This window comes from Bacillus chungangensis, from assembly GCF_030812995.1.
Taxonomy (GTDB): Bacteria; Bacillota; Bacilli; order Bacillales; family Bacillaceae_C; genus Bacillus_CF; species Bacillus_CF chungangensis.
Genome location: NZ_JAUSTT010000001.1, coordinates 66,633 through 78,874, shown reverse-complemented (window position 1 = coordinate 78,874; position 12,242 = coordinate 66,633). Strand labels below are relative to the sequence as shown.

The 12,242-nt window shown below is 36.0% G+C and carries 11 protein-coding genes and 1 pseudogene; 10 read left to right on the top strand and 2 right to left on the bottom strand.

Annotation, left to right across the window (positions count from 1 at the left end; all coding sequences use genetic code 11):
* The first annotated feature begins 161 nt into the window (after positions 1-161).
* The 6 genes from mltG (at position 162) to J2S08_RS00375 (ending at position 6,690) form a co-directional block, all read left to right on the top strand.
* Positions 162-1,316 (top strand): endolytic transglycosylase MltG, encoded by a 1,155-nt coding sequence (gene mltG, locus J2S08_RS00400; protein ID WP_307225568.1) that lies wholly within the window; start codon positions 162-164, stop codon positions 1,314-1,316.
* 403 nt (positions 1,317-1,719) lie between these two features.
* Positions 1,720-2,358: an O-methyltransferase gene (locus tag J2S08_RS00395; protein WP_307225566.1), complete on the top strand. Its 639-nt coding sequence runs from the start codon at positions 1,720-1,722 to the stop codon at positions 2,356-2,358.
* A 48-nt stretch (positions 2,359-2,406) separates the two neighbouring features.
* Positions 2,407-3,060: a uridine kinase gene (gene udk, locus J2S08_RS00390; protein WP_307226132.1), complete on the top strand. Its 654-nt coding sequence runs from the start codon at positions 2,407-2,409 to the stop codon at positions 3,058-3,060.
* A gap of 175 nt (positions 3,061-3,235) precedes the next feature.
* The gene (gene greA / locus J2S08_RS00385) at positions 3,236-3,712 is read left to right on the top strand and encodes a transcription elongation factor GreA (RefSeq protein WP_307225565.1); all 477 of its coding nucleotides are present in this window, start codon (positions 3,236-3,238) and stop codon (positions 3,710-3,712) included.
* Between the two features lie 180 nt (positions 3,713-3,892).
* The gene (locus J2S08_RS00380) at positions 3,893-5,644 is read left to right on the top strand and encodes a penicillin-binding transpeptidase domain-containing protein (RefSeq protein WP_307225563.1); all 1,752 of its coding nucleotides are present in this window, start codon (positions 3,893-3,895) and stop codon (positions 5,642-5,644) included.
* A 239-nt stretch (positions 5,645-5,883) separates the two neighbouring features.
* Complete coding sequence (locus tag J2S08_RS00375) at positions 5,884-6,690, top strand: YrrS family protein (RefSeq protein ID WP_307225561.1); 807 nt, start codon at positions 5,884-5,886, stop codon at positions 6,688-6,690.
* Between the two features lie 264 nt (positions 6,691-6,954).
* Here J2S08_RS00375 and J2S08_RS00370 read toward each other — a convergent pair whose 3' ends face one another.
* Positions 6,955-7,164 (bottom strand): DUF2536 family protein, encoded by a 210-nt coding sequence (locus J2S08_RS00370; protein WP_307225558.1) that lies wholly within the window; start codon positions 7,162-7,164, stop codon positions 6,955-6,957.
* A gap of 168 nt (positions 7,165-7,332) precedes the next feature.
* Here J2S08_RS00370 and mtnN point away from each other — a divergent pair, with 168 nt between their 5' ends.
* The 3 genes from mtnN to J2S08_RS00355 all read left to right on the top strand — a co-directional run bounded on the left by mtnN (position 7,333) and on the right by J2S08_RS00355 (position 9,130).
* Positions 7,333-8,031 (top strand): 5'-methylthioadenosine/S-adenosylhomocysteine nucleosidase, encoded by a 699-nt coding sequence (gene mtnN / locus J2S08_RS00365; protein WP_307225556.1) that lies wholly within the window; start codon positions 7,333-7,335, stop codon positions 8,029-8,031.
* A 130-nt stretch (positions 8,032-8,161) separates the two neighbouring features.
* Complete coding sequence (locus J2S08_RS00360) at positions 8,162-8,425, top strand: YrhC family protein (RefSeq protein WP_307225554.1); 264 nt, start codon at positions 8,162-8,164, stop codon at positions 8,423-8,425.
* Positions 8,426-8,989: 564 nt separating this feature from the next.
* On the top strand, positions 8,990-9,130 hold the full coding sequence (locus J2S08_RS00355) for a YrzI family small protein (protein ID WP_307225552.1): 141 nt from the start codon (positions 8,990-8,992) through the stop codon (positions 9,128-9,130).
* A 682-nt stretch (positions 9,131-9,812) separates the two neighbouring features.
* Here J2S08_RS00355 and J2S08_RS00350 read toward each other — a convergent pair.
* A complete protein-coding gene (locus J2S08_RS00350; RefSeq protein ID WP_307225550.1) occupies positions 9,813-11,606 on the bottom strand; it encodes a M3 family oligoendopeptidase in 1,794 nt (597 codons plus the stop codon).
* A gap of 255 nt (positions 11,607-11,861) precedes the next feature.
* On the opposite strand from J2S08_RS00350, the pseudogene J2S08_RS00345 reads away from it, so the two are divergent.
* Positions 11,862-12,215, top strand: a pseudogene (locus tag J2S08_RS00345) (sigma-70 family RNA polymerase sigma factor); the annotation flags it as partial.
* Between the last annotated feature and the right edge of the window lie 27 nt (positions 12,216-12,242).

Here is a 12,242-nt window from a genome sequence, read left to right as displayed (position 1 = left end):
GGGCGGCTTAAAAGGATGCAATGTGTTCTTTTAAGCCGCCCCTTTTCAACTAAGGAGAAATGAGAAAAAAATATAGAAATTAAAAAAAAATGTAGTATAATGTACAGGATGAACGGACAAAATGTCGAATCCCGCTGTTAACTCGAAGGAGGAATTCGTAATTGGCGGAAAAAAAGGCGAAAAATGAAAGCAAAGAAATAAAAAAACAACAAATAAGAAATGTCCTATTAGAAAAACAAAATGAAGCAAAGATCATTAGAAAAATTGTATCGATTATTTGCCTCATTCTTATTTTAGTAGTCGGGGGATCTTGCATTGGAGGTTATTTTTATATAAAATCTGCGATGAGTCCGGTTAATCCAGAGGATCATAAAGCAAAAACAGTTGAAGTTCCAATTGGGTCTGGAGTATCAACAATTGGAAAAGTATTGGAGGATAACGGCATCATCAAAAGTGCACTTATTTTTAAGTATTACGTAAAATTAAACAACGAAGCAGGATTTCAAGCTGGAACATACCAATTAACACCTTCTATGACTTTTGATGAACTAATAGAAACATTAAAAACTGGTACATTGGTGAAAGAAGTAGCAATGAAAATTACCATTCCTGAAGGGTGGAGCCTTCAGCAAATTGCAGATGCGATTGCAGAAAAAACAGATTATCAAAGGAATGACGTTCTTGAGAAATTAAATAATCGTGAATTTATTGAAGAATTAATGGGAAAATACCCTAATTTAATAACGGAAGCGATTTTGAATGAAAATATTCAGTATCCGCTGGAAGGCTATCTATTTCCGGCAACGTACTCGTACTATGAAACAAATCCATCATTAGAAAGTGTTATTGAAGATATGTTGAAAAAAACGAATGACATTCTGACAAAATATAAAAGCAATATTGAGGAGAAAGAAATGGAGCCTCATGAGCTTTTAACTCTTGCCTCTTTAATTGAAAAAGAAGCAACCGAGAAAGCGGATCGTCATAAAATTTCTAGTGTGTTCTATAATAGAATCGAAACTGGCATGCCACTTCAAACAGATCCGACTGTGCTCTATGCTTTGGGAGAACATAAAAAACGGGTGCTATATGAAGACCTTGAAGTAGACTCTCCTTATAACACTTATAAAATAAAAGGGCTTCCCCCTGGACCGATTGCAAATGCAGGGGAGATATCGATTGAAGCAGCTTTGAATCCAGAAGAGACAGATTATCTGTACTTTTTAGCTGAAACGGGTACAGGAGAAATTCATTATTCACACACGTTAGAAGAGCATAACGAAAAGAAAGCAAAATATATTGTCAATAAAAAGTAAAAAAAAGATGTATGGCATTAGCTTCTCTTTAGCCTTTATGGTAAAATGATGGATATGTTTTTATTACACATAACATGAAAGCTTTGTAAACAAAGTAGAAAGCTCTCTTAGCAGCTTTCTGCTTTTCTGTTAAGAATCAATCGATGAGTGCCGCCCTTTATCAGTGATGATGCTAAATCTGTGTTTCTTAAAGAAAACGAAGACGTTTCGGTCCGTATCATAAATCTTTTTTACTCAACAGAACGGAAAACGCCGTACTAGTAAAATATTTACAGATTATCGAGAATGCTTCGATTTTTACTTGAAATTCTTTAAAATAGGATAAAAGTCTAAGGAACCCGTTCGTTGAACAAGTAAAACAAAATTGAAGCGGTTTCATTTTTTGGAAAAAGGGGCATATAGTATGGAAGAAATTTGCGATTACCTTGCATCATTGCAGCAAGAAAAGAATTCATTGTTAACAGAAATGGAACATTTTGCAAAAACACATCACATACCAATCATGGAGTCCTCTAGTCTAAATATGATGATACAATTTCTCCGTATCCAACAACCAAAAAGAATTTTGGAAATTGGAACGGCCATTGGGTATTCAGCATTGAGAATGGCGGACGCACTTCCAAATGTACACATTGTAACAATAGAAAGAGAAGCTGTTCGCTGTCGACAAGCTCATGACTATATTAGTCGGGCTCATGGAGCGAAAAATAGAATTACGATTATTGAGGGAGATGCTTTAGAGGTGTTTGCCCAAGTGGAGGCTTTTGGTCATTTTGACGCCATTTTCATTGATGCAGCAAAAGGTCAATATCGAAGATTCTTTGAACTTTACACTCCTCTCCTTCAAGATAATGGCTGTGTTTATACAGATAATGTTTTGTATAAAGGATTAGTGGCAAAAGAGAATATTGAAAATCGGCGAGCAAGCGGGTTTGTAAAGAAAATAAAAGCATATAATCAATGGCTTATGGATCATCCAGCTTTTATAACAGAAATCCTTCCAGTTGGAGATGGAGTCGCCGTTAGTTTAAAAAAAGCTTAAACGAAAGCAGCGGCTAAAACTCTCTTATGTAAAGGAGGAGTTCATTGCATCATGAAAAAGCCAGTAGTGATTGGTGTGACTGGCGGAACTGGCTCAGGAAAAACAAGTGTCAGTAAAGCCATTTATAATTATTTTAAGGGCCATTCGATTTTGCTCTTAGAGCAAGATGATTATTACAAAGATCAAAGCCATCTCCCTTTTGAGGAGCGGCTTCAAACGAATTATGATCATCCATTTGCGTTTGATCAAGATTTATTAATTGCTCATTTGCAAGACTTGCTTCAATATAAGCCGATTAAAAAGCCAATTTATGATTATGCTTTATATACCCGTTCTGCTGATACGATCTTGATTAAACCAAAAGATGTCATCATTCTAGAAGGAATTTTAGTTTTAGACGATGAACGTCTTAGGAACTTAATGGATATTAAGCTTTTTGTTGACACTGACGCGGATATTCGCATCCTTAGAAGATTGATGCGTGATATAAAAGATCGCGGGCGTACAGTGGATTCAGTGGTCTCTCAATATTTATCAGTTGTTCGGCCGATGCATAATCAGTTTATTGAACCAACGAAGCGCTATGCAGATGTGATCATACCTCAAGGTGGTCAAAATCATGTCGCGATTGATTTAATCATTGCAAAGATCCAAACTATATTAGAACAAAATCAATTTTTTTCTACATCAAATGGGCAGTGACTTTAAGACAACGAGTACGATTCCTTCGTATCGTGATTTTAAGGCACCCAAGAACCTACAGGAAATACGATAATAAACTTGCGCGTTCTAATCTAGAACGCGCTGTAATATATTTTTTCACGCGCCTAAATATGATGATAATAAGCATGTTTAAATAAAAAAGGAGTGAAGGGTTTTGGCTATTGAAAAAATTTTCCCAATGACACAAGCAGGTAAAGAAAAATTAGAACAGGAATTAGAATATTTAAAATCAGTAAAACGTAAAGAGGTAGTAGAAAGAATTAAAATTGCCCGCAGTTTTGGAGATCTGTCCGAGAACTCTGAATACGATTCTGCAAAGGAAGAGCAGGCGTTTGTAGAAGGCCGGATTACAACGTTAGAAAATATGATTCGAAATGCAAAAATAATTACAGAAGATGACATGAATTCTGATACGGTATCACTTGGTAAATCTGTCACATTTGTTGAATTGCCCGACGGTGATGAAGAAACATATACGATTGTTGGAAGTGCTGAAGCCGATCCATTTGAAGGAAAAATATCAAATGACTCACCGATTGCAAAAAGCTTACTTGGCCATAAAATTGGGCAAGAAGTCACAGTTCAAACTCCTGGTGGTGAAATGCGGGTTAAGATTACGAAAATCAGTTGAGGGTTTTATTCTTTTCAACCGCTATCCGCTCGTATTTGTATGTTTTATTATCTAATTAAAAAAAGAATCCGCTTAATGTGGATTCTTTTTTTAACTGCTTCAATCATGATCTTTGAAACAAATGCACTAAGGGATATTTTATTGACAACACGTCTACACTGTGGTTGAGGTGTTGAATAAATGCGTGTAAATCGTTTCAAAGCATTAGGTATTGCGATATTATTTATGATTCTCTTTCTAATGGGGAGATTAGCACAAATTCAATTGTTTCAAACAGCACATTTTTCTAAACAGAAGATTGATCTGCTTCAAAATAGTGTTGCCCAACGCAGACAAGAATTTGAGATCGATGATGGCAGAGGCCATTTTCTTGATCGTGATGGTGAACCATTGACCTTTACTGAACGTGGTGCTGTCATTATTTTTCCATTTTTACATCATATAGATAATGTGAAGACAGTAGCAAAACTTTTACATATATCTGAGCAATCATTGCTAAAATCACTTGCAGCTGTTGAAACACCAGCTATGTTAAATGAAGAGCTAGTCCCTTCTCTATCAGACCGTCAAATAAAGCAATTAAATGATTTGAATATACCAGGAATCTATGGACTAACATTAAGAAGCAAGCCGATCTTGCTTCCAGGAGAACAATGGATAGGCATTACAGGTGAAAATAGTAAAAGCTTTAAACAGCGCTATCCTGATAAAAAAGATGGAGCACAGCAAAAAATTGGAATAACAGGAATGCAAGCAGCATTTGATGAATTTTTATTAAGTGAAAGGCCTGCCAAATTAGTTTATCAAGTAGATGGAATGGGCAATGATCTACTTGGGAATGTACAATATGTCGGTGTTGAGAATCCATATTATCCATTAAACATGAGAACGACGATGGATAAAAAGCTGCAAGAAAATGTTGAAAAGTTGATGGATAAGCACGGTGTTCAGAAGGGCGCTGTTATTTTATTAGATATTCAAAACAGTGATATTATTGTAATGGCATCTCGCCCCAAAATGAACCAAGAGAATCCTTTTCAAGATGAGGGCGTTGAAAACATGGGAACAAAGCTTCAGATTCCTGGTTCTATTTTTAAAACAATTGTTGCTGCAGCAGCAATTGAGGAAGGCTTAGATGATGAAAATGTATTATATGATTGTGATCAAAATCTTTATGGGGAACGAGATAAGCGCCCGCTTGGAATGCTTACTTTTAAAGAAAGCTTTGCCCAAAGCTGCAACCGGACGTTTGCTGATATAGCGAAACAATTAAAGCAAAGTGATCCAACATTCCTTCAAGAGATAGCAAAACAATTGTCTGTCATTGACAGCGTCGGATGGCAAGGGGATATTTACCACTATTCAAATTTCAAACAATTATTTGAGGAACAAGGACGTGTTTTTTTAGAAAACGAAAGTCAAAATGATGATCAATTTGTTGCTCAAACTGCTATTGGACAACATGATGTACGTACGACGCCGCTTGCTATTACAAATATGATGGCGACGATTGCACGGGGCGGCGAGAAAAAGATGGTAAAAGCAGTTTCTGCTATTGAATATCAAAATGGACAAACAATGCTGCATTTTAAAAATAAATCATTGCCAGGGAAAAAATTATCAGCTTATACGGCAATGAAATTACAGCACCTGTTAAGGGAAGTGGTACAAGATGAAAAAGGAACAGGACATGTATTTCAATCACTTCCTTTTGAAATTGCGGGAAAGTCCGGTACAGCAGAAACGGGTCGTTTTATCGAAGAGCAGCAGCTCTATCATAAATGGTTTGCAGGGTATTTCCCTTTTCAGAGGCCGAAATATGCACTCACGGTTCTAAATTTAGATGTTTTTGAAAGCGAAGGCGGCATCAATCCTTTATTTGCTGATATTGTTAACATGGTTCATGAGTATGAGAAAAACAAAGAGGAATGATGCGAAACTACTTTATCCCACATCTAACTGGCAGTAAGACCCCCACCTCGGGGAGTAAGAGGGAATCAAAGAAGTCTAGGTGGGAGATAACTGCCAGTAAATGTCCGATTGGTTCAACTAACCATGAGTGGGGAATGAGAGAACACCCCCACTCATGGAAGTTTCACTTTATATAGGAAAATACTTTTATAAGTTAAAAAATCCATGATATGATATGGAATGAAACGGAGGGAATAATCATGCCAAAATTTGGTGATCAACAAGGCGGCCGCTTTGATCGAAGAGTAAAGCGCCGTAAAACAAACATTATTCTCAATACATTAATTGCGATTGTTATATTACTTATTATTGTAGTAGCTAGTTCGATTTTTTTTAGCAAGGAAGATCCAAACAATGATAAGGGAAAATTAGCCGCAAGCATGGAGCAAGAAAAGAGTAAGAAAACGCAAGATGAGGATAAAGATAAAAACAAGGATATACAGCGAGAAAAAGAGAGCAAACAAAAAGAGCAAAAGGAAAATAAAGAAGAACGCTTAAAAGAGGAAGAAAGAGTTAAAGAGAAGAAGAATGACGAGAGAAACGAAAGAGAAATAAATAAACAAAAAGAAAAAGATAAGAAAAAAGAAAATAATAAAGAATATAAGACGGAGAAAGAGCTAGAAAAAGAGAATGAGAAGGAACTAGAAACAAATGGCGATGAAATAATCGAAAAAGCAGGCACGGAGTCAAATGTTGAGAAAGAGATCGTCAATGAAAGTTGGAAGCCAGTTGGCACGAGTCAAGCAAATGGACATGTCTCATCTTATGATTCTGCTTCTGTAGATTGGCAGGAAAAAACAGCAGCATTATCTTATGCTACAGGGATTTCTCAGGACGATATGATTATTTGGTATTTGCAAGGCGGCAGCGATCCGAGCAATGAAGCAATTGGCACAATTACTACAAAAGATCAATCACAAACTTATCGTGTTTATATAGAATGGGTTGACAGTGAGGGATGGAAGCCTGTTAAAGTAGAGGAATTACAAGAAAATGATAAAAAATAAGCGCAATGACATTTGCGCTTATTTTTTTTGAGATTAGAAGCCTAGATTAATATGTACTATTTCGCTATTTTTTGATTTGTTCAAACCTAGGATAAGGAACATCTTTTGATTTAGCGTCTTATAAAGAAAAAGTAAATTTCTTTTCGAAGACCCGGGCTTTATTTCATGAAATCCTTTGTATGGGGATGAGAGAAAGCCCTACTATGAAGTTTTTTATCGATCGGAGAGACGAACGAAATTTTGAGCAATTAAGTTTCGCTCATCTCATCTTTTTTTTAATTTAAAATGCACTACTGCAGAAAAATAGCGCTTTCCATCATGGCTAACATGCATCTGATGAGAAACAGAATGAACTGCTAAAAGAATGGCCTTGTTATGTTCAATTTGTTCATTTATTTTTTTTTCTAACCGTTGTAAATCTGTAGCCTCAAAAAATTCAACTTTATCTTCCATCACTTCTAAGCTGATATTCATTTTTATCCCTCCAGCCATATTTTAGTTGTTTATTCTGCAACAATCAATAGTATACTAGCAATGTTGCAGTATTTTCTTCTATAATACTAAAGAGAGGCTATTGGGAAGGCGCATATGTCTTTCTAACCTTTATAAACAATGCTATTTAGCGAAGAAAGAGGTCAAAAAATGAAAGTTGCAATTATCGGTGCAATGGAAGAAGAAGTAACATTACTACGTCAGCAAATAGAAAATAGACAAATAGAAACGATTGCCGGCTGTGAATTTACAACAGGAACGATGAAAGGAATGGATGTTGTCTTACTCCGATCAGGCATCGGAAAAGTCAATGCTGCAATGTCCACTACGATTCTGCTCCATTCCTTTAAGCCAGATGTTGTCATTAATACAGGCTCAGCTGGCGGTGTTAATCCAGACCTGCAAGTTGGAGATGTTGTTATTTCAACAGAAGTTCGTCATCATGATGTTGATGTTACTGCTTTTGGCTATCAATATGGACAAGTCCCGAAATTGCCAGCAGCTTTTAAGGCAGATGATAAACTTAGGGAGATAGCTGTGAATTGTGCGAAAAAAATCGCACATATTCATGTTGTTAATGGACTTATTGCTACTGGAGATTCTTTTATGAATGATCCAATTCGGATGGAATTTGTACAATCTCAATTTTCGGATTTACAGGCAGTTGAAATGGAAGCAGCTGCGATCGCTCAAGTGGCTCATCAATTCCAAGTACCATTTGTAGTCATTCGCTCTTTGTCAGATATTGCAGGAAAAGAATCGAATATTTCTTTCGAGCAATTTTTAGAAACTGCTGCAGTTCACTCTGCTTCCCTTGTTATGAATATGGTTAAAGCATTGAATAATTGATATTAACAACAATGGCTCCTTTTGCAGGAGCCTGTATTATTCCTTTCTTTCCTTCATTTACCTCTCAATTCACTTCATCCACTATGTTAAGGTATACATAGATATTTTTAAAGTCAGGGTAGGTGATATTGTGGAAAAAGTGAAGGAATATTACGAAAAAATGGTAGATTATAAAAGATTTGCTTTTATTTTAGTTGCGATTACAGCATTTCTTTATATTGGCACTTTACTTCCTTTTGAAGGTAAAACAATCACAAAAACGTACGTGTTAATGGGTGGAAGTGTCGGTTTTATCTTCATATCTTGCCTTCTTTTATATCTCTCCTATTATTATAGGAAAGTATTATTAGAAAGTGAGGAAGGTCAAGAATATTTAACAAAAAACAGCAGGTAAATAAAATTTTTTATGACTTGTTCATGTTAAAAAGACTTTTAATATTCACAAAAGGAAAACTCTATTTTTTTACTATTTTTGAAACGTTGCAAGCATTTTTTGCATAAATTTAAAAAATGGGGTTTACATTTGATCAAAACATGGTTATACTTACCAGTATCAAAATCTATTTCTTTAAGGAGGTCGAACAAAATGAAATTACAAAGCATATCTTTAGTACGTACAACTTTATATTTTTCACATTCGACCCTTGGAGGAACGATTTCTTTTTAAATCGTCATCGTTGTATTTAGATTATTCCGCAGGGAGAGTGTGTGCTTCTTTCTGTGGTTTTATACGTTTGTATCATATATTGCTTAAAAACCGCAGGAGAATTTATTCTTTCTGCGGCTTTTTTATGTCTATTCTAATTGGAAATCAATGGTTTTTATAAAGAAAAAATTCAGTTTATGAAGAATGAGCGGGTGTTTGCAGAATAGAAATAAGAGGGGAATCCATTTCTCCTTTTTTCTAGAGGCTTTCATTCGCGCCTATAGGAGTAAACATTTTAAAGGAGGTGAGAAAATGACTTTGCATCTATTTTTCGTAACGATCACGATTAAAAAACGAAGAATATCAATAGAAGAGCACTTGCAGGAACGTAAAATAGCCGAAATGTGTGAGCAAAACCGACTGAAGTATGAACGAATGATTCCGTGGCTATAATCAAAATCTTAAAAATGGAAATCGAAAGGGGAGAGTAGCATGATGATGATACAAATAAAAGGATTGCATGTATTTTTGGTGGAGTTAGACTCTACCTAGCAATTGCGGGGGAGGAAGAGGATGTCATTGCACATATTATTAATTACAATTTTTTTTCTGAAAGGCAATAGAAAGAAGGAGAAATTCAATTCTTCAACGGTGAAACACAATATCAAAAATAACACACACTTGTTCTAAACATAACAGTCCTAAAAGAAATATGAAAAACAGCAGTTGTCCCAAGATTATTTGGGGCAACTCCATACTGGCGATAGAAGAGACAAAAATTCGCCATGATTGAATGGGAAAATGTGCAAAAAGTCACAGGTAGGCAGGAAAGAGTATGTTACATTTTACATAGATGAGGGGGCAAAGAAAGTCAGAAGAGGTGAAGGACATGTTTGCTATTGTCACTGGATTGATTATTTGTACAGCCGTTTCATTAGTCATTATTGTAGAAGTGAATGCAGATTATGAGGGAGAGAACATATAATAAATTTTATCAGTTTTGCGTTTTCACTCGTCTCCCAGCTAACTTCTTCAATCCACTAACTCTTAAGCAGCGGTGTTGCTACTAATTAGATGTGAATAAATGGAGATAGGGAAGATTTAACCGCTAACCCTATCTCTATTTTATCCGTTGTTATTCTGTCATACTTAAAAATGCTTTAACGTCATCGACACAAAGCTTGACACCTTGCTCCCAGAAGTCGCGTTTTGTTAAGTCGACATCCAAATGCTTTTTAGCAAGCTCTTCTACCGTCATCGAACCGGTATCTTGTAAGAGAGCAATATATTTTTCCTCGTAGTCTTTTCCTGTTTGCAATGCCTTTGCATAAATACCTAGAGAAAATAAATAGCCAAAAGTATATGGGAAATTGTAAAATGGTACACTCGTAATAAAGAAATGGAGCTTAGAAGCCCAGAATAACGGATCATATTCTTCGAGTGCATCTCCGTAAGCTTCTTTTTGTGCTTCCATCATCAAAGCATTCAGTCTATCCTTACTAACAATCCCATCTTTCCGTTCCTCATAGAACCTCGTCTCAAACAGAAAGCGAGCGTAGATGTTCATAAAAAATGTGGCAGAGCGATTGATTTTATCTTCCAACAAGGTGAGTTTTTCTTCTTCGCTGCTGGCATTTTTAACAGATGCATCTGCAACAATCATTTCTGCAAAAGTGGACGCTGTTTCGGCAACATTCATTGCGTAATTGCGATTAAGTGGATGTACGTCTCTTAAAGCATAGGAATGAAAAGCATGGCCTAATTCGTGTGCAAGAGTAGAGACATTGGATGGCGATCCTGAATACGTCATAAAAATTCTTGATTGTCCACTCATTGGAAATGATGTGCAAAAACCTCCAGGACGTTTCCCTGAACGGTCTTCTGCCTCAATCCAACGATCTTCAAAAGCTTGTTTTGTAAAGGCAGCTAGCTTATTTCCGAAAGCGCTGAAATGTTCCATGATGAATGCAGCACCCTCTTGATAGGTATATTTTTTTTCAGTACTGCCAATTGGAGCTGAAACATCGTAGAAGCTAAGTTTCTCTTTTCCTAGCATTTTTGCTTTTCGTTCTAAGTAAGCAACGAAGTGCTGCTTATAGTCTGTGATAACTTCCCACATAACATCAAGTGTTTTCTGCTGCATGCGATTGTAGCTTAAAGCTTCTTTTAATACAGAATCCCAGCCTCTTTCTTTATACACTGCCAATCGAAAGCCCGCTAAATGATTTAACGTACTGGCAAAAGAATCAGCATGTGCGTTCCAAGCAGATTGCCAGTTCGAAAAGATTGTTTTACGAACGAGAGGATCAGCATCAGAAAACTTATTGTGTGCTTGACCAACAGAAAGTTCTTTTAAATGCCCATCTTCTTCAAAAGGAACCTTTATCTGACTAACGAGAGTATCGTACATTTCTCCCCATCCGTGATAACCATCAACACTGAGTACTTGAATAAGGGCTTCTTGCTCTTTTGACAGCTTTTCCTTTGCTTGTGTTCTTCGTTCGTTTAGAATGAATTGAAGTTCTTTCATTTCCGGATGCTGTAAAAGTGCAGCCCATTGTTCATCAAGGATATCTACCAATTTTTTATCAAAAGTGGTTAAAATCGTTTGTAGTTTTGCTCCATAGTTGGTTACTTTGCCACGTAAAGCATTTGCTTCTAGATCGTTTGTATTCTGTGCTTGTAAACAAGATACGAAAGCACCAGCTTGGCGCTGCATTTGAGCCGCTTCTTGGAAATCTTTCAACAATTGACTAAAGGCAGCTACATCGTTTTCGTTTTTAGGAATATCCCAATCACTTACATGCTTTTCAAAATGTTCAAGCTTTTGAGCAAGATTGCTTAAATGTTTATGAAAATCTTCTGAATCACTGCCACCTTTAAAAAATACATCTAAATCCCAGTTCAGTGAATATGTATGCGTCGACATAACTATTCCTCCCTTTTTCTTTTATATACAAAGACAAAGCATGTGCTAAATAACCACATGATTGTAATTGCTTATAATGAATCTTTATCTATTATATACTTCGGAAGTCGAAATTTCTATTAGATTTGCTGCTAAATTGTTTTTAAAATAAGTCAAAAGTCGAATATTTAAATTTTTAAAAAACGGCTGGACCTGCACAGACAATCCAGCACTTACATAAGCATAATAGACAGAAGCCCAAATGGAGGTGAAATAGTGTCGGGTATTATCACAACGATTGCTTATTTTTTTAAAGAGCTGCTTTTTCTAGTTTCTTATGTTAAAAACAACGCATTTCCTCAACCATTATCGGCAGCAGAAGAACAAAAATACTTACGTCTTATGTCAGAAGGAGACCCACATGCACGCAATAAACTTATTGAACATAATTTGCGGTTAGTAGCACATATTGTAAAGAAATTTGAGAACACAGGAGAAGATGTTGAAGACTTAATTTCAATTGGAACCATTGGTCTAATCAAAGCAATTGAGAGCTATTCAGACAGAAAGGGAACTAAATTAGCAACGTATGCAGCACGCTGTATAGAGAATGAGATTCTAATGTCATTAGTGTAGTAATAATAGCAAGAGAAATGA

What these genes read in the sequence shown, in the direction of transcription:
- J2S08_RS00355 (WP_307225552.1), top strand. Translation starts at nt 8,990, where the DNA reads ATGACTTTGCATCTATTTTTCGTAACGATCACGATTAAAAAACGAAGA.
- J2S08_RS00380 (WP_307225563.1), top strand. Translation starts at nt 3,893, where the DNA reads ATGCGTGTAAATCGTTTCAAAGCATTAGGTATTGCGATATTATTTATG.
- J2S08_RS00350 (WP_307225550.1), bottom strand. Translation starts at nt 11,606, where the DNA reads ATGTCGACGCATACATATTCACTGAACTGGGATTTAGATGTATTTTTT.
- mtnN (WP_307225556.1), top strand. Translation starts at nt 7,333, where the DNA reads ATGAAAGTTGCAATTATCGGTGCAATGGAAGAAGAAGTAACATTACTA.
- J2S08_RS00375 (WP_307225561.1), top strand. Translation starts at nt 5,884, where the DNA reads ATGCCAAAATTTGGTGATCAACAAGGCGGCCGCTTTGATCGAAGAGTA.
- J2S08_RS00395 (WP_307225566.1), top strand. Translation starts at nt 1,720, where the DNA reads ATGGAAGAAATTTGCGATTACCTTGCATCATTGCAGCAAGAAAAGAAT.
- J2S08_RS00370 (WP_307225558.1), bottom strand. Translation starts at nt 7,164, where the DNA reads ATGAATATCAGCTTAGAAGTGATGGAAGATAAAGTTGAATTTTTTGAG.